The following is a 26,323-nucleotide window of genomic DNA, read 5'->3' on the forward strand; positions in this document are numbered from 1 at the left end:
CGGTTAGTACCAGCGGGCAGACCGACATCCTTCGCTGCACGAATACATCCGCTGGTACAACACCGAAAGAATCTCGACAAAGCTCAAGGGCCTGAGCCCGGTGCAATACCGGACCCAGACCCTCGCGGCTTAGGCTCTTATTTAGTCAGTCCAACTTCCGGGGAGCAGTTCAGTATGCGGCTGGAGGCTCTTCGCTGTCATGCCGACGCTGCCGGCATATCCACCAGTGGCCAGCCAGTCAGTGGTCCGGCTGTCAGTGGTCCACGGCCTTTTCGGCTCCGATGCCCGTGAGCGAGCGGACTTCCATTTCCGCCTGCTTCGCGGGGTCTTCCGTCCTCTTGTCCAGGGTGGTGCCCAGCCAGCCCAGGAAGAAGGCCAGCGGAATGGACACAATGCCCGGGTTGCTGAGCGGGAAGAGGGCGAAGTTGGCCCCGGGGATCATTGAGGTCTTCGCACCGGAAACCACCGGGGAGAACACGATGAGCAGGATCGCCGCGGCCAGGCCGCCGTACATGCTCCACACGGCACCCTGGGTGGTGAACTTCCGCCAGAACAGCGAGTAGATGATGGTGGGCAGGTTGGCTGAAGCGGCGACGGCGAAGGCCAGCGCCACCAGGAAGGCAACGTTCTGGCCGTTGGCGAAGATACCGCCCAGGATGGCCAGGATGCCGATTACCACCACGGTGCGCCGGGCCACCCGGACTTCAGTCGCCGCGTCGGCCTTGCCCTTGGCGATGACGTTGGCGTAGATGTCATGCGCGAAGGATGCGGCAGCCGTGATGGTCAGGCCTGCCACCACCGCCAGGATGGTGGCGAAGGCGACAGCGGAGATGAAGCCGAGCAGCAGCGGCCCGCCCAGGTGGAAGGCCAGCAGCGGGGCGGCAGCGTTGACGCCGCCCGGGGCGCCCTTGATGGTGTCCGGACCCACCAGGGCCGCAGCACCGTAGCCCAGCACCAGGGTGAACAGGTAGAACAGGCCGATCAGCCAGATGGACCAGACCACGGACTTGCGCGCTTCCTTGGCCGTGGGCACCGTGTAGAAGCGCATCAGGACGTGCGGCAGGGCTGCCGTGCCCAGGACCAGCGCCAGGCCCAGGGACATGAAGTCCAGCTTGGAGGTCTCGGTCTTGCCGTACTGCAGGCCCGGGTTGAGCACGGCCGGGTTGTTGGCCGTCTCCACAGCGCCGCCCAGCAGGGCGGAAAGGTTGAAGCCGTAGATGGCCAGGACCCACAGGGTCATGACTGCGGCGCCTGCGATCAGCAGCATGGCTTTGATGATCTGGACCCAGGTGGTGCCCTTCATGCCGCCGATCAGGACGTACATGATCATGAGGGCGCCGACGACGACGATCACCAGGGCCTGGCCGCCCCAGTCGCTGATGCCCAGCAGGAGCGAAATCAGGCTTCCCGCACCGGCCATCTGGGCCAGCAGGTAGAAGAAGCAGACGGCCAGGGTGGAGATGGCGGCCGCGATCCGCACCGGGCGCTGCTTCAGCCGGAAGGAGAGCACATCGGCCATGGTGAACTTGCCGGTGTTGCGCAGCAGTTCGGCCACCAGCAGCAGCGCCACCAGCCAGGCCACCAGGAAGCCGATGGAGTACATGAAGCCGTCATAGCCGTTGATGGCGATGGCACCGGTGATGCCCAGGAAGGATGCTGCCGACAGGTAGTCGCCGGCGATGGCGGTGCCGTTCTGCGAGCCCGTGAACGAACGCCCGGCAGCGTAGTAGTCGGCGGCAGTTTTGTTGTTGCGGCTGGCGCGGAACACGATCACCATGGTCACGGCCACGAACAGGCCGAAGATGCCCATGTTCAAAAGGGTGGTTTCCTTGAGGGCGGCAACGTCCACCGCGGCTGGGATTGCGATCATTTGTTGGCTCCGCCCACTCGGTTTCCATTCTTATCGAATTCGTGGCCCTCGATCTCATGCCTGATTTCCGAGGCGATGGGGTCCAGTTTCCGGTTCGAGTAGTGGACGTACCAGCCGGTGATGGCAAAGGTCGAGATGAACTGGAGCAGGCCCAGGATCAGGCCCACGTTGATGTTGCCCCAGACCTTGGTGGACATGAACCCCACCGCGTAGTCGGCGAGCAGGACATAGGCGAAGTACCACAGCAGGAAGGCCACTGCCATGGGGAAGACAAAGCTGCGGTGACGCCTGCGCAATTCCTGGAACTGCCCCGTCGACTGGACCTGCTCGAAGTCCACGGACGCCGCTGCGTCCGGAGTATGGGCATCATTACCCATGATTCCTCCTCATTGAGATGCCGGTACACACCGGGCGGCAGGCCCTGGGACGAAGGCCCCGGACTGGGGCTTCGGACAGGGACACTGCGCAGAGGCACTGCACAGGAACACCGCAGATGTGACACCAATCACTCTGCCGCTGCCGGCCGGCCCGTTCCAGAACTTCGCCGCCCACGGTCGCTCAACGGTTGCGATGCTGCGGCAAACGGCACCCGCCGCTACGCTGGGCACCATGCCGGACTCCCCCCTCCTCACTGCTGCGGCCGTTGCGGTGATCGCCATGGCCATTGCCGTCGTCGTCGGCGTGGGCCTGAAGGTGCTCCGCTCCTTCAGGGACCTTGGCACTGACGCCGAGCGCGCCACCTACCACACGCTCCACGCGGCATCCCAGGCCGGGCAGCACCTGCGCCGCGGCCTGAACCCGGCCGGCGCTGCCAAAGCCAGCCGCCAGCTGCGCACCCTCCTGGGCTGCGACGCCCTGGCTATCACGGACACGTCCGGCGTGCTGGCCTGGGACGGCGGCGCCGAGGACATCCGGCCGCACCTGATGGAACTCGCCGCAGGGGTCCTTTCGTCGGGCCGGACCGCAGTCCTCTCCGCAGGCGTGGACGGAACCGGCGGCCGCCTTGCCGGCGTCGTCGCCCCGGTGCGGGCCGGCACCCGTATAGTCGGCGCCGTGGCCGCCTTCGCTCCTTCCGCCGGGGCGGGCCTGGTCAGGGCGACGGGGGAAGTGGCCGACTGGGTGGCGGTGCAGGTGGAGCTCGCGGAACTGGACGCGTCCCGCACCCTGCTGATGGAGGCGGAAGTGCGGGCGCTGCGTGCCCAGATCAGCCCGCACTTCATCTACAACTCACTGAACGCCATCGCATCGTTCATCAATACGGACCCTGAACGGGCCAGGGAGCTGGTGGTGGAGTTCGCGGACTTCACCCGCTACTCCTTCCGCCGGCACGGCGACTTCACCACCCTCGCAGAGGAGCTTCGCTGCATCGACCGCTACCTGCTGCTGGAACGGGCCCGGTTTGGTGAGCGCGTGCAGGTCAGCCTGCGCATCGCCCCCGAAGTGCTCAGCACCGTCATCCCCTTCCTCAGCCTCCAACCACTGGTCGAGAACGCCGTCCGGCACGGGCTCGAGGCCAAGGCGGGACCCGGTCATATCAGCATCACCGCCGAGGACGCCGGCGCATTCGCGGAAGTCACCATTGAGGACGATGGCGTGGGAATGGACCCGGAGCAGCTCCGGTCGGTGCTGGCGGGGCATGCGGACGGGGACCACGTGGGGCTGCGGAACGTCGATGCCCGCCTCCGGCAGGTGTACGGCAACGACCATGGACTGGTGGTGGAAACCGCGCCCGGTGAGGGAACGCTGATCACCATGCGGGTGCCAAAGTCCCAGCCCGGGCACGACGCGTGAGGCGGCCGCTGCAGCTGGAAGTACCCTAGGAGAATGATTAACGTCCTCGTCGTTGATGATGAGCTGCCCGCCGTTGAGGAACTGGCGTTCCTGCTGGGCAGGGACGAACGCATCGGCAAGGTGCTGCGGGCGACGTCCGGCGCTGAAGCACTCACGGCCCTGTCCGCCGGGAGCATCGACGCCGTCTTCCTGGACATCCATATGCCCGCCGTGTCCGGCCTGGACATCGCCGGCGCCATCGCCCGGAGCAGCAATCCCCCGGCCGTTGTGTTTGTCACCGCCGACGAGGAGCACGCCTTGGCGGCGTTCGAACTCGCCGCCGTGGACTACCTGCTCAAGCCGGTGCGTGCCGAGCGCCTGGCCCGCTCCGTGGGGCGGATCAGTGAACTGCGCGACGGCGGCGCGGCACCGGAGATGATCACGGTTGACCAGGGCGGGACCACCAGGATGATCCGCCGCGACGACGTCACCTACGTCCAGGCGCAGGGGGACTACGCGCGGCTGCACACCGCCGATGCCAGCTACCTCATCCGGGTGCCGCTGGCCGACCTTGAACAGCAATGGGCGGACGCCGGCTTCATCCGCACCCACCGCTCCTACCTGGTGGCACTGAAGCATGTGTCCTCAATGAAGCTGGCGGCCGACGGGCCGCGCGTCACGGTGGCGGGCGCGGGCCTCCCCATCAGCAGGCGGCACCTGCCCACCGTGCGGGAAAGGCTGGAGGCCACCAGGATCAGGCCGCACGCATGAGCCGCGTCCGGGTCACCGCACCGCACGCTTTCCCCAGGTCCCCGGCGCAGGGCGGGCGGCGTTCGCTCGAATCGCGTGAAGCCGCACAGGATTCCGAGGTGGGTCAGGTGTTCGTCCGCTCCCTCATCAGGTCCCAGCTGCGGCTGGCCCTGGTGGTGGCGGGCGGCTTCCTGCTGATCCTTGCCGCTTTCCCGTTGATCCTTGTGGTGGTTCCCGGCCTGGCCGAAACCCGGATCGGCGGCCTCCCGTTCGGCTGGCTCCTGCTGGGGGTTGGGATCTACCCGGTGATCGGGTTGAGCGCCTGGCTGTACGTCAGGACTGCGGCGCGCAACGAGGCCCGCTACCGGGACCTGGCCGGCGAACCATGAACACGCGTTCGCACCACAACCCGGTGAGGTACGGGTGAATGCCGGCGTCGCCATGGCAGCCGTGGCGGTGGTGTCCCTTGCCACGGCCATTATTGGTTTCTACGGGCTGCGGATCTCACGCACCACGGGGGACTTCTACGTTGCCTCGCGCACCGTGCGGCCGTGGTGGAACGCGTCGGCGATCGGCGGCGAGTACCTGTCCGCCGCCAGCTTCCTGGGCGTGGCCGGGCTCATCCTGCAGTCCGGGACCGACGCGCTTTGGTTCCCGGTGGGATACACCGCCGGCTACCTGATGCTGCTGCTCTTCGTCGCCGCGCCGCTGCGGCGTTCGGGCGCCTACACCATCCCGGACTTTACCGAATCACGGCTCTCTTCCAGGACGGTGCGGAGGGTTACCAGCCTGGTGGTGGTTGTGGTGGGGTGGCTGTATATCGTCCCGCAGCTCCACGGAGCGGCCCTGACCATCCACATCGCCACGGGCCTGCCGTCCTGGGTGGGTTCCGTGGCCGTCGTGGTGGTGGTTTGCCTGACGGTGGTGGCGGGCGGAATGCGGTCCATAACCTTTGTCCAGGCGTTCCAGTACTGGCTCAAGCTGACAGCCCTGGCCGTGCCCATCCTGTTCATCATCTTCGTGCTGGCGGGCCACGGGGCCCAGCCGCAGTCCGCGCCGGCGGTCAACCCCACGGACCTGGCACCCGCCGGGCTGTACCAGAACGTGTCCCTGCTGGTGGCCCTGCTGTTCGGCACCCTGGGGCTGCCGCACGTGCTGGTGCGTTTCTACACCAATCCGGACGGGCACTCGGCGCGGCGCACCACCCTGATCGTCCTGGGCCTGCTGTCCGTGTTCTACCTCTTCCCCACGGCCTACGGCCTGGTGGCCCGCATGTACGCACCCGGCCTGGCCCGTTCCGGACAGCCGGACGCCATGGTCCTGCGACTGCCGGGTGAACTCGTCGGCGGGATGCCCGGGGACCTGCTCTCTGCCCTGGTGGTGGCGGGCGCCTTCGCCGCGTTCCTGTCCACCACGTCGGGCCTGGTGGTGTCGCTTGCCGGCGTCATCAGCCAGGACGTCCTGGGCGGCAGCGTCCGCGGTTTCCGCCTCGCCGCCGTCGTGTCCGCCGTCGTCCCCCTTGGCTTTGCCTTCATGACGGGATCCCTGGCACTGGCTGGCAGCGTGGGCCTGGTCTTCGCCTTCACCGCCTCCACCGTGTGCCCGGTCCTGCTGCTGGGCATCTGGTGGCGCGGCCTGACCGACGCCGGGGCCATCGCCGGCATGCTGACCGGCGGGGTGCTGTGCGGCGGGGCAATGATTGCGGGCTCCGTGACCGGTTCGGTGCAGACACCCGCGTGGCTCGCGCAGCCTGCGGCGTGGAGCGTGCCTGCCGCCTTCGCCGTCATGGTCATCGTGTCCCGGGCCACCTCCCACCGGGTTCCCGCCACGATGCCGCGGATCATGACCCGCCTCCATACCCCGGAGCGGCCGCTGGCCACCGAACGGGGGCCGGGAGGACAATAACGCCATGTCCACCCAGGACGGCGGTACGTCCGACCAGCATGGTGCAGTTCCGGCCTCCGTGCGTGCGCAGCTGCTCGCCACGGAACACTGGGGCCTGCTGGCATCCCGCAGCACGGCCCAAGGCGAGGTACTGACCCGCATCAGCATGTTCCTCACCTTTACGTCGGCAAGCCTGGTCAGCGTGGCGCTGGTGGGGCAGGCCACGGGGTTTTCGGATGCCTTTGTCCTGCTGGCCGTGGTTATTCTCTTCATCGACGTGGCGATCGGGCTCCTGACCCAGCTCCGGGTCATGAACGTGGCGCACGAGGACCTCATGTACGTCACGGCCATGAACAGGTTGCGGGCTGCCTACGTGGACCTTGATCCGGGAGTGGCACCATACCTGATGGCTGCGCACCACGACGACGAGGCAGGCTCCCGGCAGACGTACTACTTCTTTGGGGGCAGGGGCAGCTTCAGCCATGTGGCGGGCAGCAGCATGATCTTCATGGCGACGACGAACGCCGCCTTGATTGCCATCCTTTCGGGCCTGCTGGTGACTCTGGCCGGAGCGGGTATGACGGCAGCCATTGTGGCGGGCGCCGCATGCGGTGCAGGGTTCCTCGGCGTGGCCGCCGTGAAGGGGTACAGGGGCTATCGCGATGTATGGCGTCGTTTTGCGCCGCTCTCCCCCACTCCGCCGCGGGACCGGGAATAGCGGCTGCGTGGCGTGGCCCGTCAGTCGATGGCAGCCATCAGTTCGACGACGCGGTCCAGGAAGGCATCCACCTGGGATTCCTCGTAGCCATCCTGGCCAACCGCCGGGCGGAAGACTGCGCGGCGCACGCTGTCCACGCTCAACGGCTTGTCCTGTTCGAGGTAGGCGACAAGTTCGTGGCACAGCCGGTCGACGTCGGCCGTGTTGTAACTGCGGGCCTTCTTCTTGGTGGGCCTGCGGAAGCGGTCACCGTCCGGCCGGTGCAGCCGTCCCCGGAGGATGCCGGAGAGGCTTCCGATCTCGCGCAGCCAGGCTTCCTCGCCCTGGGCCGCGATGAGCTCATCCCGTTCCCGGCGGGCGAAGGCGTCCTCCAGCCGGTCCAGTGCGGCGTCCACGACGGCCGCGGAGTAGCCGCCCTTGACGGGGTCGAAGGACACGGCCCTGACATCGGCGCTGGTGACGGGGTCGGTGGCGGCATGGGGTGTTTCCAGCGAGACCCGCGCCCGCTGCAGGAACTCGTCCACCTGCTTGGCGTTGTACCCGTACTCACTGCGCTGCACGCGCTCAAAGGACGCAGGGATCTGCCGATTAATGTCCAATGCCACTTCGATTCCTTCAATGCTCTTCAGCCGTAGTGCTTCCGCACCAGTCTAGGATGCCGGGGTTGCTTCAGCCGCCCGGGCCCTTTTTATGTCGGACGCCCGGTTGTGCCGGGACTGATGGGTTATGCGCCGGCCACGAGCCCGTACAGGATGAAGGCCACGGGCGAGGCGAAGACGATGGAGTCCAGCCTGTCCATGACTCCCCCGTGTCCGGGCAGGATGCTGCTCATGTCCTTGACGCCCAGTTCACGCTTGACCATGGATTCGCCAAGGTCACCGGCGGTGGCCGCGGCAACGGTTCCCACCGCCAGCACCACCCCTACCCACCAGGGCTTGTCCAGCACGAAGATGGCCGCCAGCACGCCGATCAGCATGGCGCCCGCCGCGGACCCTGCGAATCCCTCCCAGGATTTCTTGGGGCTGATCTTCGGCGCCATGGGGTGCTTGCCGATGGACGCGCCCACGAGGTAGCCGAACGTGTCGTTGGAGACCACCAGCAGCAGCATGACGGCAATCTCCCACGCACCGATGGGGGCGGCGCCGCCGGGCCAAAGCCCCAGCGGCGTGGTACCGGCGGCATGCAGCGGCAGTGCCGCGAAGCTGATGAAGAACGGTACCCAGCCCAGCGTGAAGACACCGGCGAAAATGCTGTTGGCCGATCCGGCGGCGCTTTCGATCGACCGCCACAGCAGGACTGCCACGGCGCTGAGGAGCAGGGCAAACAGTTGGCTCTCGATGCCGCCGAAGTAGGCGGCGAAAGGCAAGGCCACCGTGCCGGTCATGACCGGCACGATGGGCATCCTGGTCCCGTTGTGCTCCAACGCCCGGTAGATCTCCCACACGCCAAAAACGGCGAAGGCCGCGACGATGGCTACGAAAGCCAGCGGGATGAACAGCAGGCCGCCCAGGACGGCCAGCAGCATCGCCAGGCCCACCACGACGGCGGCGGGCAGGTTCCGCCCGGCCTTTGGCGTCGGGTTGCTCCTGGGCTGCTTCCCCCGTGTGCGCGCCCTGGGTGCGGGGGCCTGATCTGCCTGGCCCATCAGACTTCGAGCAGCTCTGCTTCCTTGCGCTTGAGCAGGTCGTCGATGCCGTCCACGTGTGCCTTGGTGAGGCTGTCCAGTTCCTTTTCGGCGCGGGTGCCTTCGTCTTCGCCGGCCTCGCCGTCCTTCACCAGGCGGTCAAGGGTCTCCTTTGCCTTGCGGCGGATGTTGCGGATGGAGATCTTGGCGTCTTCGCCCTTGGTCTTGACGATCTTGACGTATTCCTTGCGGCGTTCCTTGGTCAGCTCCGGGATGGTGATCCGGATGACGTTGCCGTCGTTGGACGGGTTGGCGCCGACCTCGGAATCGCTCAGTGCGCGTTCGATGTCGCGCATGGCGGACTTGTCGAACGGGGTGATCAGGATGGTCCGGGCGTCCGGGATGGCGAAGGAGGCCAGCTGCTGCAGGGGGGTGGGCGAGCCGTAGTAGTCCACCAGGACCTTGTTGTAGAGGCCGGGATTGGCGCGACCGGTACGGATGGAGGCGAAGTCTTCCTTGGCTACCTCAACCGCCTTGTCCATCTTCTCTTCGGCCTCAAGCAAGGTATCTTCGATCACGGTCTCTCCTGACGGTTCTGGTGCAGTCCGGGGCGCCGGTTCCCTGCACTCACGTGGTTCTTTGTTGCCGTTTCCGTCCCCGCCGGGAGGGGCGGGGACGGAACTGTCCTGGAATCATCCTAGCCGGAGCTAGGCAGTGACCAGCGTGCCCAGCTTTTCGCCGAGGATGGCGCGGGTGACGTTGCCTTCACCCTCCATGCCGAAGACCACCATGGAGAGGTTGTTGTCCTTGCACATGGTCATGGCCGTCTGGTCCATGACGCGGATGTCGCGGCGCAGCGCATCGTCGTAGCTCAGGGTCTCCAGGCGTTCCGCGGTGGGGTCCTTCTTGGGGTCTGCGGTGTACACGGCGTCCACCCCGCTCTTGGCCATGAGGACCACGTCGGCATGCACCTCCAGGGCCCGCTGGGCTGCCACGGTGTCGGTGGAGAAGTAGGGCAGGCCGGCGCCGGCGCCGAAGATGACCACGCGGCCCTTTTCCATGTGGCGGATGGCACGGCGCGGAATGTAGGCCTCGGCCACCTGGCCCATGGTGATGGCACTCTGGACGCGGGTTTCCACGCCCGCCTGCTCCAGGAAATCCTGCAGTGCAAGGCAATTCATGACCGTGCCCAGCATGCCCATGTAGTCGGCGCGGGATCGGTCCATGCCGCTCTGGGACAGTTCGGCGCCGCGGAAGAAGTTACCGCCGCCCACCACGATGGCCACTTCCACCTGCGGGACGGCCGCCGCAATCTGCTTGGCGACGTCGCGGACGGTCTCGGGGTCGACACCGAGTTTCCCGCCGCCGAAGACCTCGCCGGAAAGCTTCAGGAGGACCCGCCGCTTGTTCTTCTCGGAATGGATGACAGTGTTGACGGCTTCCATGATGCCTTCCCGTTGATGACTTTGAAAAAAGGGTATCCTGCCGGATCCTGTGGTCGGAACCGGCCGCGCTCCATGTGGACTGCACGCATGCAAAAGGGGCGGCCACCGAAGTGGCCACCCCCTTGCGGAATCGACTAGGAGCCGACGCGGAAACGCGTGAACGCGGTTCCCTTGACACCGGCCTCTTCGAGGATCTGTGCCACGGACTTCTTTGCGTCCTTCGCGAATGCCTGGTCAACCAGGACCTCGCCCTTGTAGAAGCCCGTCACGCGGCCTTCCACAATTTTGGTGAGGGCAGCTTCGGGCTTGCCTTCGGCCTTGGCGGTCTCCTCGGCAATGCGGCGCTCGGACTCAACGAGTTCGGCAGGAACGTCCTCACGGGTGAGGTAGTTCGGAGCCATGGCCGCGATGTGCACGGCGACGTCGTGGGCGGCGGTGGCGGCGGCTTCGCCCTCACCGTCGACAGCGAACAGGACGCCAACCTGGGCCGGGAGGTCCTTGGAGGTCTTGTGCAGGTAAGCGTCAACCGTTGCACCCTCGATGCGGGAGATGCGGCGGACAACAACCTTCTCGCCCAGGACTGCGCCCTCTTCGATGACGACCTCGGACAGCGGCTTGCCGTCGACCTCGGTGGCGAGCAGGGTTTCGAGGTCGGCGGCGCCGGACTCGACGGCGACGGCCAGGACCTTGTCGGCCAGCTGGATGAACTTGTCAGCCTTGGCAACGAAGTCGGTCTCGCAGTTGACCTCGATCATGACGCCGACGCCATTGCTGACCTTGGCGGCCACGAGGCCTTCAGCGGTGGAGCGGCCTTCGCGCTTGGTAGCGCCCTTGAGGCCCTTGATGCGGATGATCTCGATGGCCTTCTCGGCGTCACCGTTGGCTTCGTCAAGAGCCTTCTTGACGTCCATCATGCCGGCGCCGGTGCGCTCGCGCAGGGCCTTGATGTCCGCGGCAGTGTAGTTCGCCATGTGAACCCCTCTGTCTAGAAAATGTGTGGTGGTGTACGGACCGACAGGACGGCGGCCCACAAGGTGGGCTGCCATCCTGTCAGCAGTTCCGGCTGCGGACAGCGCGGAAAATCCGGATTTAAGTTGTGTTACTTGGCGTCTTCGGCGGGAGCCTCGGCGGCGGCCGGAGCTTCGGTTTCTTCAGCCGGAGCAGCGGGGGCTGCAGCAGCTTCCTCGGCCTTGCTGCCTTCGAGGAGCTCGCGCTCCCACTCAGCCAGCGGCTCTTCCGGAGCTTCGGTGGCGCCCGTGCCGCGGTTGTTGCGGGCGATCAGGCCCTCGGCAACGGCGTCGGCGACAACGCGGGTCAGGAGGTTCACGGAGCGGATGGCGTCGTCGTTGCCCGGGATCGGGAAGTCGACTTCGTCCGGATCGCAGTTGGTGTCCAGGATGGCCACAACCGGGATGTTCAGCTTCTTGGCCTCGTCAACGGCAAGGTGTTCCTTCTTGGTGTCCACGACCCAGAGCAGGGACGGAGCCTTGGTCAGGTTGCGGATACCGCCCAGGTTGGACTCCAGCTTGGTGAGCTCGCGCTTGAGGAGCAGCAGCTCCTTCTTGGTGTACGCGGAGCCGGCGACGTCGTCGAAGTCGATCTCTTCGAGTTCCTTCATGCGCTGGATGCGCTTGGCGACGGTCTGGAAGTTGGTCAGCATACCGCCGAGCCAACGCTGGTTGACGTAGGGCTGGCCCACGCGGGTGGCCTGCTCGGCAATTGCTTCCTGGGCCTGCTTCTTGGTGCCGACGAAGAGCACGGTGCCGCCGTGGGCAACAGTGGCCTTGACGAACTCGTAGGCACGGTCGATGTAGGACAGCGACTGCTGAAGGTCGATGATGTAGATGCCGTTGCGCTCGGTGAAGATGAAGCGCTTCATCTTCGGGTTCCAACGGCGGGTCTGGTGTCCAAAGTGGACGCCGCTGTCAAGCAGCTGGCGCATGGTTACGACGGGCATTCCGACGCTCCTTATTTTCCGGCAGGTCATTCATGAGAAAACCCGGAGGCTTCTTACCCTGCCAATAGTTGACGGTTGATTAGCGTGGCCCGGGCGGGCCGTGCTCCTGGCATCCACCGCCCTTCCCATCAGGACCAAAGCCTGACCGCAGGAAGCGCAGTCCTCCGTGCACGACACCGGGGCGTCGGCAGCCGGAGGGCTGGATGCGCGTAGTCAGCCGCCGCTCCCCCACACTTCTGAATGAGATGTGCCGACGCAATCCGGACAGGGGCATGTACCGCGGGGGTAAACCACTGGGACGGGAAGCGTTGAGGGCGCAGCAAACTGCTCCATCAAGTGTACTACAGGCGTCCCCTTCCACCGGACACCCGGCGCTGCCGGCGCACGCCGCCAGGTGGTTGTCCACATAGGCGGAAAATGCCCTGCCGGTACCACGCGCGGCCGGGCAGGCTGGTCCCATGAAACCACCGGTGCTCCTGGCCGCACTCCTGCTGTTGCCTGCGTCCGTGGCCTCGCCCGGCCCGGCCCTGCCGTCCGGCGCTGGCACACTCCAGGCAGCCACACTCCAGGCATCCACACTCCAGGCATCCACCCGCGCGGCAACCATCCACAGGGACAGAACGACGGCGGCTGCCGCGGCGGGTGCAGCACCTTCCTGGCAGTGGCCGCTGGCACCGCGCCCGCCTGTGCTGCGCGGTTTCAATCCCCCGCCAAAGCCCTGGCTCAGCGGCCACCGGGGCGTTGACCTGGGTTTCGCCGTGGCCGGGGCTCCCGTCACGTCCCCCGCGGCGGGAACGGTGGGCTTCGTGGGGGTCGTGGTGGACCGGCCCGTGATCACCATCGACCATGGCGGTGGACTGCGGAGCAGTTTCGAACCCGTGGAGAGCACCCTGGCAGTGGGGGCCACCGTAACTGCGGGCCAGGTGGTGGGGGCCGTGCTGCCGGGACACTGCCCGGCGGCGCAGTGCCTGCACTGGGGAGTCCGGGACGGAGAGGACTACGTCAATCCGCTGCAGTTCGTTCTGGACCTTCGCCCGTCCATCCTGCTTCCGCTGCCAGGCCCGCCGTGACCTGCAGTCCGGTCGGTGCCAGCCGGACAGTGCCTGAGGGCCGGTCGGGAGCGGCGGGCCGGTCGGGAGCGGCGGGTCGGTGGCGGCCAGGCGGTGGGGTGGCACCTTGGGCATGCCGGCTAGACGATGGCCGAGATGCCCGTGATGGCCCGCCCGGTGACCAGCGTGTTGATCTCGGCTGTGCCCTCGTAGGAGTAGATGGCCTCGGCGTCGGCGAAGATCTTGGCCATCTCGAAGTCGGTCACGATTCCGTTGCCGCCAAGGATGCTGCGGCCCAGCGCCACGCTGTCCCGCATGCGCGCCGTGGCGAAAGCCTTGGCCAGCGCCGACTGTTCGTCCCTCGCCGCGCCCTCGTCCTCCAGCTGTGACAACCGGACCATCATCCCCGTCGAACTGACGGTGTTGCCCAGGATCCGGACCAGCTGGTCCTGGATGAGCTGGAAGGAAGCCAGGGGGCGGCCGAACTGGTGGCGGTCCACGGCATACCGGCGGGCAACGTCGAACGCGGCCAGCTGGAGACCAACGGCCTGCCAGGCGACGGACAGGCGGGTGGCCTTGAGTACTTTGTTGACGTCCCGGAAACTGTTGGCGTTGGCCAGTTTGAAGCGTTCCGGGACCACCACGTCCGCCAGGACAATGTCGGCGTTTTGGACGGTGCGCAGGGAGATCTTGTTCTCGATCTTCGTCGCGCTGAACCCGTCAAGCGTGGTGTCCACCATGAAGCCCTTGACCTGGTTGTCCGCCACGTCCCGGGCGTACACCACCACCCAGTCGGAAAAGGTGGCGTTGCCGATCCACCGTTTTGCCCCGTTGAGGATCCAGTTGCCTCCGTCTTTCCGCGCCGTGGTGCGCGTTCCGCCAGCAACATCGCTGCCGCCCAGCGGCTCGGTCAGGCCGAAGGCACCGATCTTCTTCAGCGAGTAGATGTCGGGAAGCCACGCGTCCTTCTGCTCCTGGGACGCCAGCAACTCGATGGAACCGGTGAACAGCCCGTCGTGCACGCCCAGGAATGTGGCGATGGAGGCGTCGGCACGGGTGACCTCGGCGTGCAGCATGCCGGCGAAGAGGTTGGAGTACCCCTGCCGGCGGACGGGGCTGACCAGGTCCAGGCCGGCAAGCTTAGGCACCAGGTCCGCGGGGAACTCACCGCGGTTCCAGCAGTCCACCGCGATGGGCCTGACCTCACGTGCCAGGAAGTCGCGGACCTCTGCGAGGCGGTCCTGTTCCTTGCCGGAGAGAAGCTGTTCGAAGGCAAAGAAATCCCCGTCGGCGCAGGGAAGTTCGTGGGGATCGGCTGCGGAGGTGGCCATGGGTACCTTCTTTGGTGATCAGCGCTGACCATGCCGCGGAGCGGAGCACGGTATGTTACTGGTCAGTAACATACCGCAGGATGCGGGGTTAACCAAGAAAACCGCGGCCAACGAAGATCGTCGGCCGCGGTTGTCGATTGGCGGTAGGGCTACTCGGACTTGAACCGAGGACCTTAGGATTATGAGTCCCGCGCTCTAACCAGCTGAGCTATAGCCCCAAACCCCCGCAGACACGTGGTCAAACGCCACGCTCCGGCAGGGCAGAAACACTCTAGCAAACCCGGGAAAGGGTTCAGACCACTTTGTCCTCGTAGGTGGCGCCGCGGTAGAGGTCCTCGAAGGTCTGCAGCGTCGTCTGGATACTGTGCGGCTCCACCATGTGGCGGCTGGCACGGCCCATGGCGCGCTGTTCTTCCTTGGGCAGCTCCAGGACCTGGGTGATCTTCTTGGCGAGGTCGTCACTGTCGTTGGGCGTGAACAGATACCCGTTCTCGCCGTCACGCACCAGGTGCGGCAGCGCCATGGCGTTCGCAAGGACCACCGGGGTGGAGGCGGACATCGCTTCCAGGGTCACCAGCGACTGCAGTTCCGCCGTTCCGGGCATGCAGAACAGGTCCGCCCGGATGTAGGCCTTACGCAGGTCCTCGTCGCTGGCAAGGCCCAGGAACTTCACCCGGTTTCCCAGCCCCAGACGCCGCACCAGGTCCTCCAGGGCGGAGCGCACTTCGCCGCCGCCCACAATCTCCAGATGGACGTTCAGCTCCGGCGGGGTCTTGCCGATGGCCTCGATGAGCACGTCCACATGCTTTTCCTCCGCCAGGCGTCCGGCAAACAGGACGGTGGGGTTGGCATGGGGCTCGATGTGTTCGCCCGGCTTGAGTTCGTAGGCCGCGGAGTCGATGCCGTTGGACAGCGGGAGGACTTTCCGCAGGAAGGCGTGGTCGTGCATGGCCCGGGCGGCCAGGGGCGTGGGGGTGGTCACCACGTCTGCCTGTCCCATGACCTTGCCCATGTCCTTCCAGGAGACGCGCCCGATGATGTCCTTGAACCACTGCGGGAAGGGCAGGAAGGGGTTGAGGTTTTCGGGCATGAAGTGGTTGGTGGCGATGATCCTGACGCCGCGTTTCACGGCCTCATAGAGCACGTGCTCGCCGATCATGTAGTGGCTCTGGATGTGCACCACGTCCGGCTTGACCCGGTCGAAGAGCAGGCTGATGTCCTTCTTGATTTCCCAGGGGAAGCAGAGGCGGAAGGTCTCGTGGGTGAAAGCCCTGTGCGAGCGCAGCCGGTGCACGGTTGCTTCCTCGCGGAACTCGGTGAAGCTCTTTCCCTTGCTGTCGCGGGACGCCAGGACATGGACGTCGTGTCCCCGTGCAGTCATGCCCTTGGCCAGCCGGTATCCAAACTGTGCCGCGCCGTTCACGTCCGGCGGATAGGTGTCCGCCGCGATCAGGATGGTCAGGGGGCGCTGGTCGGCTGGCGTGGTCATATGGAGTACTCCTGATGGTCACGGTGCGGGCAGCGTGGAACTGACAGCACGGTTGGCCGGCGGCGCAGTTGGCCCGCGGCCTCGTGGGATTGCTTGGAATTGCTGGAATGGGCTAGTGGGACGGCCTGCCGGCGGCCTTCCGAGCGTCCTTCTTGCGCTTGGTGACCTCCGGGTGGTGCCGGGAAAGGGCGATAACCCCAACGATAGCAAGGCAGGCGGCCGTTCCCATCGCAATCGCCATGACGGCATGGACGTCGGGACGCAGCTCACCCAGGATGATGATGCCGATCGCGATGCCCACCATGGGGTCGACAACCGTGAGGCCGGCTATCACCAGGTCCGGCGGACCGGTGGAGTAAGCGCTCTGGACGAACCAGGACCCCAGGCCGCCGGCCGCGACGATGGCCACCACCGAGTACCACTGCACGTTCAGCAGGAACAGGCCGTTGGGGTCCAGGAGGTGCTTGCCGATGATCCTGGTCAGGACCGCGACGAAGCCGAACAGGATACCGGCGCCGAGGATGTAGACGAACGCGTTCATGCGGTGCTTGAACATCACGGCCAGCGTGCCGAACAGGCCCACCGCCAGGGCGAGCAGCAGCACGATGGTGAGTTCGTCCGCCAGGCTGACGTGGTGGCTCTCCTGGGTGACATTGACCGCCAGGAGGACAAAGAGCGCCGAGCCGGTGACGCATGCGGCGATGGACACGGTGGTGGCACGGTTGATGGTCAGGTCCTGGTCCCGGGCGTTGACCACGGTGGTGATCACCAGGGCGATGGCGCCGATGGGCTGGACCACGGTGAGCGGCGCGGAGACCAGGGCCACCGCGTTCATGGCCATTCCGGTGCAGAGCAGCAGGAGCCCGAACATCCACCGGGGGTTGCGCAGGAGGCGCAGGAACCCGTTGGAACTCAGGGCGAGGCCGCCGGTGTCGGCTTTGACAGCGCTGCCCTGGCGCTGGGCGCCCAAGGCCAGGCAGAAGGCGCCCAGCACCGCCAGGCCGACGGCAACCCACACCATCAGCCGTTCCCGCCGTCGTGCTGTTTCAGTTCCCTGCCCTTTCGCAGGATGGCCCAGAAGTAGTTGTAGGCGGCCACCCAGTGGCCAACCAGGCCAAGGCCCAGCACCACCCAGGCGGCGATGAAGAGTTGGCCGGCGAAGCCGGTGTCCAGGCGGGAGAGGACCAGCAGCGGCGTTCCCAGGAGCAGCAGCCCGGTCCGAACCTTGCCCACCACGCTGACAGGAAGATCCGGGTGCCCGCGGAAAAGGGAGAGCGTCAGGACCAGCAGGACGGCGTCGGGGACTACCAGCGCGGCCAGGTACAGCCAATGCACGACGCCTGCAATCACCAGGGTGAACGCTACGGTGAGCAGCGCCAGCCGGTCGGCGATCGGGTCAAGGACCCTGCCGAGCTTGGAGGCCTGGTCGAAGCGGCGGGCAATGTAGCCGTCGATCCAGTCCGTTCCGGCCATAATTGCCAGGACGACCACGCCGGCTCCATATTCCTTTTGGGCCAGGACGAGCCACATGAAGAGCGGAACGCCCATGAACCGCACCACGGTGAGCAGGTTGGGGATGGTGAGTACGAGGTCGTGGTCCACCTGCGGACGGCCGGGGCGGGCACCTGCACCAATGAACTTCACCCGTCCCCCTCTCCTTCCTGCGCCGCGTGGCGGTCTTTCGGTCATGAGTTGTTGAGCGGAAACGGCCTAGTTGGAGCGGAGCAGCTTTCGGAGGAGGACCACCAGGAGGGTTCCGGCTGCCACGAAAGCTGCCAGGGGCTTCCACCGCGTGGACAGGTCCGCGGATCCGGACAACGCCGCGAACCTCTGCCCCGCGGCCTCCACACCGCGCTGCGCCAGCACCTGGCTCTCGCGGGCTTTGACCTGGGCGGCGGCCAGCACGTAGCGGGCCTGCGTCTTGAGGTCCAGCTCCACGCCGAGTTCGTCACGGACCTCGGTGATGTGGTGGCGCCGCTGGCTGAGCCGGCGGACAAGCTCGGGCTCGGATGCGTGCGGGAATTCCTTGTCGTGCTCGGCGGCCTTTGCCGCCTTCTCGGCCTTGGCCTTGGCAGCTGCTTCAGCCTTGGCGGCCTTCGCAGCCTTGCCCTCCGGGCTTTCAGGATCCAGCACAGCCGGGTTGAAGGCGGACCCTTCGCGGGCCACGCCGATATCGTGCCTGATGCCGCGGATGGTTTCCTCCGGCATCAGCGGCATGGCCTTCTTGAACCTCGCGAGGCCAACCAGTCCGCCAATGAGGGCCACCAGCAGGAAAGCGGCGGACACCAGGAGGGCTGCCAACCAGGCGGGCATGATGGTGGCCAGTCCCATGATGGCTGCGACAATCAGGCCCACCACCAGGAAGGCAAGGAACAGGAGCGCCACGGCGAAGAAGGCCGCAGCCACGCCGACCTGGATTCCCTTGCGCTTGAGTTCGATCTTGGCGAATGCGATCTCGTCATTGAGCTGGCGGGGCGCCAACCGGAATAGGAGTCTTGCCGTCCCGGGCAGCGCAGTGATACGCAATCCGGGGCTGGTACGCCCGCTGTGACGTCCGCTCATCGGTTCCGCCTTACTGGTCTCATGGGTCACATACTGCTTCCGTCTACTGCGGAAATGTGCAGCCGCACAGTCCACGCCACCCAAACTACCATTCAGGTTCAGGGCGAACTTGGGGGCTTGCCGGGCGGCGCGGCCTACAACGCTGCAAAAACTGCCGTGGCCGGGCCTAGGATTGTTCTCCGTGACCAATCCCCCCAATCCGGGCGACTTGCTGAGCCGCCGCCGCAAGCTCCTGTACATCCTCCTCCTGGGCGCCCTCACGGCCCTCGGCCCGTTCACCATCGACCTGTACCTGCCGGCCTTTCCCGCGCTGGAGGCAAGCTTGGGGGTGAACGAGGCGCAGGTCCAGCTCACCCTGGCCGGGACAACGGTCGGTTTTGCGTTTGGACAGCTGGTGGTGGGTCCCTTCAGTGACAGGTTCGGCCGGCGGACCCCGCTGATCCTGGCCACGGCAGTGCACATTGCGGCCTCCCTGGGTGCTGCCCTGTCCACGGACATCGCCACCTTGGGAGTCTTCCGTGTGCTCATGGGGGTCGGCGCGGCCGGGGGCGGCGTGGTGGCCATGGCCATGGTGCGTGACCTGTTCTCCGGCTATGCCATGGTGCGGATGTTCTCCCGGATGTCTCTGGTCAACGGGCTGGCACCCATCCTGGCCCCCGTCATCGGCTCACAGCTGCTCCTGGTGATGCCGTGGCCCGGCATCTTTGTGTTCCTGGCGGTATACGGGACGTTGGTGATCGTGGCCGCCCTCCTCCTGGTGCGCGAAACCCTTCCGCCGGAGAAGCGGGGCCAGAGCGGCATGACGGCCCGGCAGCGCTACAAGGCACTCTTCAGCGACCGGATCTTCGTGGGGCTGCTGATGGTGGCCGGCTTCAACTTCGGCGGCCTCTTCACCTACCTCTCCGCCTCCCCCTTCCTGTTCCAGGAAGTGTTCGGATTCTCTGCCCAGCAGTACGGGCTGCTGTTCGGCATCAATTCCCTGGGCATCGTGGCCGGCGTGCAGACCAGTGCCCGGCTGATCAGGATCGTCCCGCCGCAATGGATCCTGGCCGGGGCCACCGCCTGGATGTTCCTGATGGGCCTGCTGATCGTGGTGTTCGACCGGGCGGGCCTTGGGCTGTGGGGCGTGATGGTCCCGCTGTGGTTCTACATCCTGGGCACGGGCTTCATGTTCCCCTGCGTGCAGGTGCTGGCGCTGGCGGGCCATGCGGCCCAGGCCGGGACTGCGGCATCGCTGCTGGGTGCGGCCACGTTCCTCATGGCAGGACTGATTTCGCCCGTGGTGGGCTGGCTGGGCATCACCAGCGCCGCGCCGATGGGTGCGGTGCAGGCCTCCTGCATCCTGCTGGCCATCGCCGCCCTTTGGCTGGTGGTCCGGCCGCGCACCGTACCTTCCATCCACTGAGTACCTTCAATCCACTGAGTACCTTCAATCCACTGAGCCCCTTCGATCCACTGAGCCCCGTCAATCCACTCCACGTTCCAGCCGTCCTGTGAAAGGCAGCCCATGAGCAGCAAACCGCACCGCAACGGCAGGGGACTTTTCCTCGGGGCGGTGCTTGGCGCCGTCGTGGGCTATTTCGCCGGCCGCGCCCTTGGCAACCCTGCCATCGGCATCGTCCTGGGGATGCTGGCAGGCGCCGCTCTCCTCTACCGCGTGAACCCTGGACCGGGGAAGGGTGGACCGGGGAAGGACGGACCAGGGAAGCGCGGGCGCAGGAACCGCCGCTGACCGACATGCCGCACCGGGGCGGCCTTCCCTGCCCCTGCGGCTGCCTGCAGGGATAAAATAATCCCGTGTCCAGCTGGCAGAACCAACCGCCACTTCCGGCCACATGGCAACGGTGCGACGCCCGAATCCTGCCACTGTGGTGGGAGCGGCTGTGCGCGCAGGCGGGCCAGCAGTCGGCGGCACTGTACGCGGCCGGGCTGTTCACCGAAGACCGGCGCCGGCCCATCGCCCAATGGTTCAACCCCGCCTTCAATGCAGCCCTGCTGGTGGCGCCGGAGACCTCGCCGGAATGGCCCGTGCAGCGGTTCGGCATCTTCTACGCCCCGCCGGACGCCGGTTTTGTCAGGATCCACTCCGCTCCGCACGAATGGAACCCCCGCGAGCCCCGGAAGTCACCTACCGAGAAGGAGGCCTTCGAGGCAGCAATTGCCGAGGCCGAAAGATTCCTGCAAGTGGAAATGGACTTCGTCTAGCCCGGCTTCCCGCCCCGCGGAAAGAAAAAATCCCCGTTCCTCCGGGTGGAGGAACGGGGATTTTTCGTAGCGCTCCTCCTGCTGGACTTGAACCAGCAACCCTTCGATTAACAGTCGAATGCTCTGCCAATTGAGCTAAGGAGGAATGAAGCAGGTATGACATTAGCAAAGGATTCCGGCCCAAGGGAAATCGGCGGTTTCACGGGCCCACACGCCCCATATGGGAGACAAAAAATCCCCGTTCCGGAGGCCGGAACGGGGATTGGAAGCTCCTCCTGCTGGACTTGAACCAGCAACCCTTCGATTAACAGTCGAATGCTCTGCCAATTGAGCTAAGGAGGAATGAAGCGGGTATTAGCCTAGCAAACACCTGCGGCGGAAACGAAATCGGGCGGCCGGTGACCTCTGCCACGCCCGCTCCAGGCTCCCGCCTACGTCTCCGCGCGCAGTGCCCTGCGTTCCATCTCCAGCATCATCAGTTCACGGTTGAGCCGCTGGTAGGTTTCCGGATCCGTTGCGGCGTCCAGGCGCTGCAGCTGGCCCATCTTGTCCGCCTTGACGCGGGTGATCTGGAGTTCGAAAAGCCGGGACAGGATGTCGCGGCAGTACTTCAGCACGGCTTCCTCCGTGTGGGCAGGCAGCGGCACCACGGCAAGCTCCGAGACGAGGGGGCGGAGGGGCTCGGGAACCTCGTGCATGACGTGCTCCACCCAGCGCACGGGATCGCCCACAAGCCCGGGGCCGGTGGCGCGCATGGCGTCATGGACGGCCTGGAAGGCGGGGGTGGCAAACCTGGCGGCGGCGAACCGCTCCCAAACCCCACCGGCCAGCAGCGACGGCTGCTGCAGCGCCACTTCCAGCGCCTGCCGTTCCATGGACGCCACGGGGTCCCGCGGGTCGGGGCGGTGGTAGGAGGGCACAGCGCCCGACGACGGCCCGGCAGCCACGCCGGGCCCGCCGGCCTGGGCGGTGGCGGAGTTGGCAGTGGCCGGGTGGGCAGCCCCTCCCCCCTGCTGTTGGCCGGGTGCGGCGGGGCGCCCCGTGTCTCCGCGCTTTACGGCCGCATTGACCAGGCGCAGGACCTCGTTGGGGTCCGGCATGCCCAGCCAGCCGGTCAGCGCCTGGCAGTAGCCGGTGCGGGTGGAGGCGTCGCGGATGGCCGCCACCACGGGCACGGATGCCTTCAGGCCCTGCACGCGGCCCTCGACGGTGTCCAGGTTGAACTGCTTCAGCGTGGTGCGGATGGCGAACTCGAACAGCGGCCGCCGGGACTGGATCAGGGCGTGCACGGCTTCATCGCCCCGGCTGAGCCGGAGGTCGCAGGGGTCGGCACCCGTGGGTTCCACGGCCACGTAGGTCTGCGCGGTGAACCGCTGGTCCTCCTCGAAGGCCCGGAGGGCCGCCTTCTGGCCGGCGGCGTCGCCGTCGAAGGTGAACACCACCTCTCCCCCGGTGCCGTCGTCTGACAACAGCCGGCGGGCTATCTTGATGTGCTCGGTGCCGAACGCGGTGCCACACGTGGCCACCGCCGTCGTAATTCCCGCCAGGTGGCAGGCCATCACGTCGGTGTAGCCCTCCACCACCACCAGCTGGCGGTCCTTGGCGATGCTGCGCTTGGCGAGGTCGATGCCGTACAGGACCTGTGACTTCTTGTAGAGGGTGGTTTCCGGGGTGTTCAGGTACTTGGGGCCCTGATCGTCCTCGTAGAGCTTGCGCGCGCCGAAGCCGATGGTGTCGCCGGCCATGTCCTTGATGGGCCAGATGAGGCGGCCACGGAAACGGTCGTAAATTCCCCGGTTGCCCTCGCTGAACATCCCGGTGAGCTTGAGCTCGGCATCGGTGAAACCGCGGCCGCGGAGATGCTTCAGGAGGGCATCCCACCCTTGCGGGGCGTACCCGCAGCCAAAGTGTTCCGCCGCTGCCCTGTCAAAGCCCCGGCCAAACAGGAAATTCCTGGCCTCGGCGGCGCCGGGGGTGAGCAGCTGGGCGCGGAAGAACTCGTCCGCGATCTTGTGCGCGTCCAGGAGCCGCTGGCGGCGGCCCACCTCCTCGCGGTTGGGCCCGGTCCCGCCGTCCTCGTAGCGGAGTTCGTAGCCGATCCGGGCGGCAAGCTTTTCCACGGCTTCCTGGAAGGAACTGTGGTCCTGCTTTTGCACGAAGGCAATGACGTCACCGTCCTCGCCGCAGCCGAAGCAGTGGTAGCGGCCTACCTGGGGACGGACGGTGAAGGACGGCGAGCGCTCGTCGTGGAAGGGGCACAGACCCTTGAAGGTTCCCAGCCCGGCACCCTTGAGCGTGACGTAGCCGTCCACCACTTCCTTGATGTCCGTGCGCTGGCGTACTTCGTCGATATCTTCACGTTTGATCAGCCCAGCCACACAGCAATCTTAGTGTCAGGCCTGGCCCCTACCGGCCAGGCACCTTCTGGTCCGGTTGCTGCGGCGTCCTCCCGTGCAGGCTCAGTGCCAGTTTGGGGCAGAGGAAGACGGCCTCCTGGGCGGCTTCCCGGTCGGCTTCCCGCAGGGGCACGTCCGTGCGTTCGCGGCCCGCCTTGCCGCGGGCCACGGGATACCCCCAGTCGTCCCGGTCCAGCACGCCGGGAAGAAGTTCGGTGCACAGGCCCCGGCCGTCACAGCTGGTCCAGTCGATGTGCAGGTACGTCGTCATGCCGCTGCGCCTCCCGGACCCGTGCAGTATCCGGAAAGGTGGGCCCGGAAGTCCGGGGCAAACACCTCAAGGGCGCTGCTGACCAGTCCGGTGGTTCCCTCCGGATGCCGGCATGCGCCGCGGCCGGAAACCAGCCGCCCCAGGCGGTCCAGCTCGGAGGCCAAGCGGGGATTGCGTTCCCCTCCGCCAATCCTGTTCAGGACGGATGCCATGGCCGGCAGGCCGAACATGCATGGCCCGCATTGCCGGGCGGACTGGTTGGCCAGGTAGCTGACAATCCGGGCCGTCGCCTGGATGCCGCAGTCCTGGAGGTCCAGGGCATGGATCACTCCTGCACCCGGCCGGGCGGTCCGGTCCGGCGGTCCCGCGGGCGAGATGGCGTGTGCCCCGGGACGTACCCACCGGCCGTGGTAGCCGCCCACCAGGACGGCGGACAAGGAGGCAGGATCCATCCCCGCTTCCTTCAGGACCGCAGAAAGTTGCACGCCGCCGGGCACCTCCAGCACCACATCCCGGACCGGGGCGGGGCCGGACACGGACACCAGCCGGGTGCCGGGATCCGTTGCGGTGCCGGCCTGGCGGAACCACTGCGCCCCGTAGCGTGCGATCAGGGCAACCTGGGCCAGGGTTTCGACATTGGCCACCAGGGTGGGGCGGCCGTTGAGTCCCGACTCGCTGAGGCGCCCGCGCTGGTCCGTGGGCACGGCGGCACCGTTGGCAATCATGTTGACCACCGCGCTTGACTCCCCGGAGATGAACGTTTCGGGTGACTCCACCAGGCGGATCTTCGCGGCCCCCGGGCGCTCTTTGAGCGCCTGCCGCATGCGGGGCAGACTGGCCGCCGGCGCGTAGACGTACATGCCGGCGCCGCCCAGGGCAGCGGCCAGGACCAACAGTCCGTCAATGACGAGATGGGGCGCATGGGCCAGGAGCGTCCGGTCCTTGAAGCTGAGCGGTTCGCCTTCGGCGCCGTTGGCGATCACCACAGGTTTGGCGGAAAACAAACCCTTCCTGCCCGGGCCGACGGCCGCCGTGGCCTTGCGCCAGGTTTCGAAGGCGGCTCCACCCCGGCCAGTCAGTCCGGCCACCGCCAGCGCCTCCAGCAGGCCGCCCGCGGCAGGCTGCGGCTCCCAGGGCCCGAAGGTGTCCAGGTGCTGGGCCCACCCTGCGTCGGGGCCTGCGGCCAGGAGGCGCGGCTCCTGGTGGCTGCTGTCCCGGGATGCCGGCCGGTGACCGCTGTTGTGGGGGTCATCGTGGCCCTTCCGGGACACCTGCGGCTGGATCCCGGGGGCCACCTGGGGGTGGATGTCACGGCTCACGGGAGGTTTCCTTGCCTGGCATGCGAGGTCTCGAGGAAGGACGGGCTCAGCCGCCACAGCAGGGCCGCGGCAACAGCCACCGCGGACGCCACAGCCAGCAGGAGGAACCAGCCGCTTGAGGCGTCGGTGCCGTTGCCGAGGGCGTGCGCCATTGCCACCGGCCACACGCCGTAGCTGAGCCAGTGGACGGCCTTGAAGCTGCGCAGCCCGATCCGGTGGCGCAGCAGCCCCGTCACCACCACAGCCAGGACAAGGTCCAGGGCCACCGTCCCCAGCCCCTGCCAGAACGGCTGGAAAGAACCAAGGAACGGCACCACGATGTCCACCGGGTTCAATTTTGCGTAGGAGTCAAGAAGCAGGGAGCCCACGTGCAGCCCCAGGAAGACCGTGGCGAGCAGGGAGATGTTCCGGTGCAGGAGGCTGATGGAAAACCGGGGCAGCACCATGAACGGCCGGCCGGACCGGTTCAGGATCCCCAGCAGTACGGATCCGGTGAACAGGGCAAGGGACACAAACCCACTGACGCGGCCAAAGGCCCACATCGCTTCATCCATGGCGGACACCCCCACCGGCCGTGAAGCTTCCAGCGCTGGTGCCTGCAGCGTTTGCGGCAGGGTGGCAGCCACCGGCCGGCCAGCCACCGGTGGTTGTCACCCTGCCTCTGCTGTCCACGAGCCGGGCCGGGATCCCTTCGGCCCGGAACCATTCCAGGGCCGCGAAGCCGCGGACTATGGCAGCAGTACTGAACGCGTTGGCTTGCAGGCAGGTAAGGGCCGCCACGGTCACCGAACGCCAAACTGTTTCGGCCGGGAGGCCAAAGCGGGGGTCAAGGATGTGGTGGACGGTCGTCCCTTCGTGCGTCCAGCGGCGCTTTTGGGTACTGGACGTAGCCAGGGCATATCCCGGCGCCAAAGAGATTTGTTGGGCTGGGTCTGCGGGAAGGTCCTGAACCAGGATCTGCCACTGGCCCGGCTTCCCTTCCACCGTGGGTCCCGGCCCTGCGGACGCAAGGTCGCCGCCCAGGCCCACGAGGACCCCGCAGCCCAGCTTCCGGTGCACCTCGGCGGCGGCAAGATCCGCGGCGACAGCCTTGGCTGACGCGCCCAGGTCGAGGCGCAGGTCAGCCGGTACGGTCAGCTTGGCCGAATCGAGTGTTACCCGGGACCATCCCGGGAGCCTGGGAGCAGGGTCGGGCGGCAACGGGACGTGCGGCGACGGCGCGGGCAGCGCCGGCACCGGCACGCTGTGCAGCCCGGGCCGGCCCTGCATCCCCGGGCCGTGGCCCAGGGCTGCCAGGTCTGCCCCGAGCGTGGGATCCACATCGCCGCCGGTCATCTCCGCCACGTCCAGGGCGCGTTCCAGGAGCAGCCGGAACAGTGGGCTTACGCTGACGCCCGACGCCATTCGCGGCTGGAGCCGCACCAGTTCAGAATCGCCGCGGAAACGGCTGCAGGCGAGGTCGACGGCGGCCACCACGCCGCGGACAATGGCTTCCGCCGCGGCAAGCTTGCCGGGATCGGTAACGGTCACGGATGCGTCCAACTGCCAGACTGTCCAGCTGGATTGCGCTGTGCTTTCCGGAGTTGCAGTGGCTTCCGGAGTTATGGTGTCGACGGAGGCTGCTGCGCCGCCGGTGGTGGTGGAACCAGCAACCCCGGTACCGGAAACATCTACGCTGTCCAC

27 protein-coding genes, 3 tRNA genes and 1 pseudogene are annotated in these 26,323 nt (G+C 66.8%); 10 read left to right on the top strand and 21 right to left on the bottom strand.

Translation table 11 applies throughout. The annotated features are described in order from the left end of the window. Nucleotides 1–34: 34 nt before the first annotated feature. Nucleotides 35–133: pseudogene (locus ASG79_RS23040) on the top strand (IS3 family transposase); the annotation flags it as partial. A 120-nt stretch (nt 134–253) separates the two neighbouring features. On the opposite strand, the gene ASG79_RS07895 reads toward ASG79_RS23040, so the two are convergent. Together ASG79_RS07895 and ASG79_RS07900 are read right to left on the bottom strand one after the other, a co-directional pair. Then, nucleotides 254–1,870, bottom strand: coding sequence for a cation acetate symporter (locus ASG79_RS07895; RefSeq protein WP_018771663.1), 1,617 nt, complete (start codon nt 1,868–1,870; stop codon nt 254–256). Continuing rightward, a complete protein-coding gene (locus tag ASG79_RS07900; protein WP_056389964.1) occupies nt 1,867–2,247 on the bottom strand; it encodes a DUF485 domain-containing protein in 381 nt (126 codons plus the stop codon). The genes ASG79_RS07895 and ASG79_RS07900 overlap by 4 nt, the downstream gene beginning before the upstream one ends. A gap of 232 nt (nt 2,248–2,479) precedes the next feature. Here ASG79_RS07900 and ASG79_RS07905 point away from each other — a divergent pair, with 232 nt between their 5' ends. Genes ASG79_RS07905 through ASG79_RS07925 form a run of 5 tightly spaced genes read left to right on the top strand, consistent with a single transcriptional unit; the run spans nt 2,480 to nt 6,992 of the window. Next, nucleotides 2,480–3,661 (top strand): sensor histidine kinase, encoded by a 1,182-nt coding sequence (locus ASG79_RS07905; protein ID WP_056390028.1) that lies wholly within the window; start codon nt 2,480–2,482, stop codon nt 3,659–3,661. A 33-nt stretch (nt 3,662–3,694) separates the two neighbouring features. After that, the gene (locus ASG79_RS07910; RefSeq protein ID WP_018771660.1) at nt 3,695–4,411 is read left to right on the top strand and encodes a LytR/AlgR family response regulator transcription factor; all 717 of its coding nucleotides are present in this window, start codon (nt 3,695–3,697) and stop codon (nt 4,409–4,411) included. Beyond that, nucleotides 4,408–4,779 carry a membrane protein gene (locus ASG79_RS07915; protein WP_018771659.1) on the top strand — a complete coding sequence of 124 codons (372 nt, stop codon included), beginning with the start codon at nt 4,408–4,410 and terminating at the stop codon, nt 4,777–4,779. Before ASG79_RS07910 ends, ASG79_RS07915 begins: the two co-directional genes overlap by 4 nt. A 52-nt stretch (nt 4,780–4,831) precedes the next feature. After that, the gene (locus tag ASG79_RS07920) at nt 4,832–6,295 is read left to right on the top strand and encodes a cation acetate symporter (protein ID WP_414730910.1); all 1,464 of its coding nucleotides are present in this window, start codon (nt 4,832–4,834) and stop codon (nt 6,293–6,295) included. A gap of 4 nt (nt 6,296–6,299) precedes the next feature. Further along, entirely contained in the window at nt 6,300–6,992 is a 693-nt protein-coding gene (locus ASG79_RS07925; protein ID WP_056389971.1) for a hypothetical protein, read from the top strand. Between the two features lie 20 nt (nt 6,993–7,012). Here the strand turns inward: ASG79_RS07925 and ASG79_RS07930 are convergent, their stop codons facing one another. The 6 genes from ASG79_RS07930 to rpsB form a co-directional block, all read right to left on the bottom strand. After that, nucleotides 7,013–7,597, bottom strand: coding sequence for a DivIVA domain-containing protein (locus ASG79_RS07930; RefSeq protein ID WP_056389973.1), 585 nt, complete (start codon nt 7,595–7,597; stop codon nt 7,013–7,015). A gap of 119 nt (nt 7,598–7,716) precedes the next feature. Beyond that, the gene (locus ASG79_RS07935) at nt 7,717–8,637 is read right to left on the bottom strand and encodes a phosphatidate cytidylyltransferase (RefSeq protein WP_018771655.1); all 921 of its coding nucleotides are present in this window, start codon (nt 8,635–8,637) and stop codon (nt 7,717–7,719) included. After that, a complete protein-coding gene (frr, locus tag ASG79_RS07940; protein ID WP_056389976.1) occupies nt 8,637–9,194 on the bottom strand; it encodes a ribosome recycling factor in 558 nt (185 codons plus the stop codon). The genes ASG79_RS07935 and frr overlap by 1 nt, the downstream gene beginning before the upstream one ends. 129 nt (nt 9,195–9,323) lie before the next feature. Next, nucleotides 9,324–10,061 carry a UMP kinase gene (pyrH, locus tag ASG79_RS07945; RefSeq protein ID WP_018771653.1) on the bottom strand — a complete coding sequence of 246 codons (738 nt, stop codon included), beginning with the start codon at nt 10,059–10,061 and terminating at the stop codon, nt 9,324–9,326. A gap of 134 nt (nt 10,062–10,195) precedes the next feature. After that, a complete protein-coding gene (gene tsf / locus ASG79_RS07950; RefSeq protein ID WP_018771652.1) occupies nt 10,196–11,032 on the bottom strand; it encodes a translation elongation factor Ts in 837 nt (278 codons plus the stop codon). A gap of 128 nt (nt 11,033–11,160) precedes the next feature. Then, nucleotides 11,161–12,018 carry a 30S ribosomal protein S2 gene (rpsB, locus tag ASG79_RS07955; protein ID WP_056389980.1) on the bottom strand — a complete coding sequence of 286 codons (858 nt, stop codon included), beginning with the start codon at nt 12,016–12,018 and terminating at the stop codon, nt 11,161–11,163. A 458-nt stretch (nt 12,019–12,476) separates the two neighbouring features. On the opposite strand from rpsB, the gene ASG79_RS07960 reads away from it, so the two are divergent. Continuing rightward, the gene (locus ASG79_RS07960) at nt 12,477–13,088 is read left to right on the top strand and encodes a M23 family metallopeptidase (RefSeq protein WP_018771650.1); all 612 of its coding nucleotides are present in this window, start codon (nt 12,477–12,479) and stop codon (nt 13,086–13,088) included. Between the two features lie 119 nt (nt 13,089–13,207). Here ASG79_RS07960 and ASG79_RS07965 read toward each other — a convergent pair whose 3' ends face one another. The 6 genes from ASG79_RS07965 to ASG79_RS07990 form a co-directional block, all read right to left on the bottom strand. Continuing rightward, the gene (locus tag ASG79_RS07965) at nt 13,208–14,398 is read right to left on the bottom strand and encodes an acyl-CoA dehydrogenase family protein (RefSeq protein WP_056389982.1); all 1,191 of its coding nucleotides are present in this window, start codon (nt 14,396–14,398) and stop codon (nt 13,208–13,210) included. Nucleotides 14,399–14,542: 144 nt separating this feature from the next. Next, nucleotides 14,543–14,616 (bottom strand) — tRNA-Ile (locus ASG79_RS07970). Nucleotides 14,617–14,690: 74 nt separating this feature from the next. Then, nucleotides 14,691–15,887 carry a glycosyltransferase gene (locus ASG79_RS07975; RefSeq protein WP_018771648.1) on the bottom strand — a complete coding sequence of 399 codons (1,197 nt, stop codon included), beginning with the start codon at nt 15,885–15,887 and terminating at the stop codon, nt 14,691–14,693. A gap of 112 nt (nt 15,888–15,999) precedes the next feature. Continuing rightward, complete coding sequence (locus ASG79_RS07980) at nt 16,000–16,908, bottom strand: DMT family transporter (protein WP_018771647.1); 909 nt, start codon at nt 16,906–16,908, stop codon at nt 16,000–16,002. Next, complete coding sequence (locus ASG79_RS07985; RefSeq protein WP_056389985.1) at nt 16,908–17,531, bottom strand: CDP-alcohol phosphatidyltransferase family protein; 624 nt, start codon at nt 17,529–17,531, stop codon at nt 16,908–16,910. Before ASG79_RS07985 ends, ASG79_RS07980 begins: the two co-directional genes overlap by 1 nt. A gap of 66 nt (nt 17,532–17,597) precedes the next feature. Further along, nucleotides 17,598–18,449: a phage holin family protein gene (locus tag ASG79_RS07990; protein ID WP_056389987.1), complete on the bottom strand. Its 852-nt coding sequence runs from the start codon at nt 18,447–18,449 to the stop codon at nt 17,598–17,600. Between the two features lie 181 nt (nt 18,450–18,630). On the opposite strand from ASG79_RS07990, the gene ASG79_RS07995 reads away from it, so the two are divergent. From ASG79_RS07995 to ASG79_RS08005, 3 genes are all read left to right on the top strand, one after another. Further along, the gene (locus ASG79_RS07995; protein WP_056389990.1) at nt 18,631–19,854 is read left to right on the top strand and encodes a multidrug effflux MFS transporter; all 1,224 of its coding nucleotides are present in this window, start codon (nt 18,631–18,633) and stop codon (nt 19,852–19,854) included. Between the two features lie 102 nt (nt 19,855–19,956). Beyond that, nucleotides 19,957–20,181: a hypothetical protein gene (locus ASG79_RS08000; RefSeq protein ID WP_056389991.1), complete on the top strand. Its 225-nt coding sequence runs from the start codon at nt 19,957–19,959 to the stop codon at nt 20,179–20,181. Nucleotides 20,182–20,246: 65 nt separating this feature from the next. After that, nucleotides 20,247–20,654: a hypothetical protein gene (locus ASG79_RS08005; protein ID WP_018771642.1), complete on the top strand. Its 408-nt coding sequence runs from the start codon at nt 20,247–20,249 to the stop codon at nt 20,652–20,654. A gap of 72 nt (nt 20,655–20,726) precedes the next feature. Here the strand turns inward: ASG79_RS08005 and ASG79_RS08010 are convergent. The 7 genes from ASG79_RS08010 to ASG79_RS08040 form a co-directional block, all read right to left on the bottom strand. Then, nucleotides 20,727–20,799, bottom strand: a tRNA-Asn gene (locus tag ASG79_RS08010). 124 nt (nt 20,800–20,923) lie between these two features. Further along, nucleotides 20,924–20,996: transfer RNA gene (locus ASG79_RS08015), tRNA-Asn, on the bottom strand. An 89-nt stretch (nt 20,997–21,085) separates the two neighbouring features. Further along, the gene (gene dnaG, locus ASG79_RS08020; RefSeq protein WP_056389994.1) at nt 21,086–23,032 is read right to left on the bottom strand and encodes a DNA primase; all 1,947 of its coding nucleotides are present in this window, start codon (nt 23,030–23,032) and stop codon (nt 21,086–21,088) included. Nucleotides 23,033–23,060: 28 nt separating this feature from the next. Continuing rightward, nucleotides 23,061–23,321 carry a ferredoxin gene (locus ASG79_RS08025; RefSeq protein WP_018771640.1) on the bottom strand — a complete coding sequence of 87 codons (261 nt, stop codon included), beginning with the start codon at nt 23,319–23,321 and terminating at the stop codon, nt 23,061–23,063. Then, nucleotides 23,318–24,640: an NADH-ubiquinone oxidoreductase-F iron-sulfur binding region domain-containing protein gene (locus tag ASG79_RS08030; RefSeq protein ID WP_056389996.1), complete on the bottom strand. Its 1,323-nt coding sequence runs from the start codon at nt 24,638–24,640 to the stop codon at nt 23,318–23,320. The genes ASG79_RS08025 and ASG79_RS08030 overlap by 4 nt, the downstream gene beginning before the upstream one ends. Beyond that, nucleotides 24,637–25,194, bottom strand: coding sequence for a ferric reductase-like transmembrane domain-containing protein (locus ASG79_RS08035; RefSeq protein ID WP_223994590.1), 558 nt, complete (start codon nt 25,192–25,194; stop codon nt 24,637–24,639). The genes ASG79_RS08030 and ASG79_RS08035 overlap by 4 nt, the downstream gene beginning before the upstream one ends. Beyond that, a complete protein-coding gene (locus tag ASG79_RS08040) occupies nt 25,187–26,323 on the bottom strand; it encodes an FAD:protein FMN transferase (RefSeq protein WP_056389998.1) in 1,137 nt (378 codons plus the stop codon). Before ASG79_RS08040 ends, ASG79_RS08035 begins: the two co-directional genes overlap by 8 nt.

It is taken from the genome of Arthrobacter sp. Soil761, assembly GCF_001428325.1.
Lineage (GTDB): Bacteria > Actinomycetota > Actinomycetes > Actinomycetales > Micrococcaceae > Arthrobacter.

Bases quoted from the DNA above. Each gene is read 5' to 3' on its own strand.
- ASG79_RS07895 (WP_018771663.1), bottom strand. From the start codon at position 1,870: ATGATCGCAATCCCAGCCGCGGTGGACGTTGCCGCCCTCAAGGAAACC.
- ASG79_RS07900 (WP_056389964.1), bottom strand. From the start codon at position 2,247: ATGGGTAATGATGCCCATACTCCGGACGCAGCGGCGTCCGTGGACTTC.
- ASG79_RS07905 (WP_056390028.1), top strand. From the start codon at position 2,480: ATGCCGGACTCCCCCCTCCTCACTGCTGCGGCCGTTGCGGTGATCGCC.
- ASG79_RS07910 (WP_018771660.1), top strand. From the start codon at position 3,695: ATGATTAACGTCCTCGTCGTTGATGATGAGCTGCCCGCCGTTGAGGAA.
- ASG79_RS07915 (WP_018771659.1), top strand. From the start codon at position 4,408: ATGAGCCGCGTCCGGGTCACCGCACCGCACGCTTTCCCCAGGTCCCCG.
- ASG79_RS07920 (WP_414730910.1), top strand. From the start codon at position 4,832: ATGGCAGCCGTGGCGGTGGTGTCCCTTGCCACGGCCATTATTGGTTTC.
- ASG79_RS07925 (WP_056389971.1), top strand. From the start codon at position 6,300: ATGTCCACCCAGGACGGCGGTACGTCCGACCAGCATGGTGCAGTTCCG.
- ASG79_RS07935 (WP_018771655.1), bottom strand. From the start codon at position 8,637: ATGGGCCAGGCAGATCAGGCCCCCGCACCCAGGGCGCGCACACGGGGG.
- pyrH (WP_018771653.1), bottom strand. From the start codon at position 10,061: ATGGAAGCCGTCAACACTGTCATCCATTCCGAGAAGAACAAGCGGCGG.
- tsf (WP_018771652.1), bottom strand. From the start codon at position 11,032: ATGGCGAACTACACTGCCGCGGACATCAAGGCCCTGCGCGAGCGCACC.
- rpsB (WP_056389980.1), bottom strand. From the start codon at position 12,018: ATGCCCGTCGTAACCATGCGCCAGCTGCTTGACAGCGGCGTCCACTTT.
- ASG79_RS07960 (WP_018771650.1), top strand. From the start codon at position 12,477: ATGAAACCACCGGTGCTCCTGGCCGCACTCCTGCTGTTGCCTGCGTCC.
- ASG79_RS07965 (WP_056389982.1), bottom strand. From the start codon at position 14,398: ATGGCCACCTCCGCAGCCGATCCCCACGAACTTCCCTGCGCCGACGGG.
- ASG79_RS07975 (WP_018771648.1), bottom strand. From the start codon at position 15,887: ATGACCACGCCAGCCGACCAGCGCCCCCTGACCATCCTGATCGCGGCG.
- ASG79_RS07980 (WP_018771647.1), bottom strand. From the start codon at position 16,908: ATGGTGTGGGTTGCCGTCGGCCTGGCGGTGCTGGGCGCCTTCTGCCTG.
- ASG79_RS07990 (WP_056389987.1), bottom strand. From the start codon at position 18,449: ATGAGCGGACGTCACAGCGGGCGTACCAGCCCCGGATTGCGTATCACT.
- ASG79_RS08000 (WP_056389991.1), top strand. From the start codon at position 19,957: ATGAGCAGCAAACCGCACCGCAACGGCAGGGGACTTTTCCTCGGGGCG.
- ASG79_RS08025 (WP_018771640.1), bottom strand. From the start codon at position 23,321: ATGACGACGTACCTGCACATCGACTGGACCAGCTGTGACGGCCGGGGC.
- ASG79_RS08035 (WP_223994590.1), bottom strand. From the start codon at position 25,194: ATGGATGAAGCGATGTGGGCCTTTGGCCGCGTCAGTGGGTTTGTGTCC.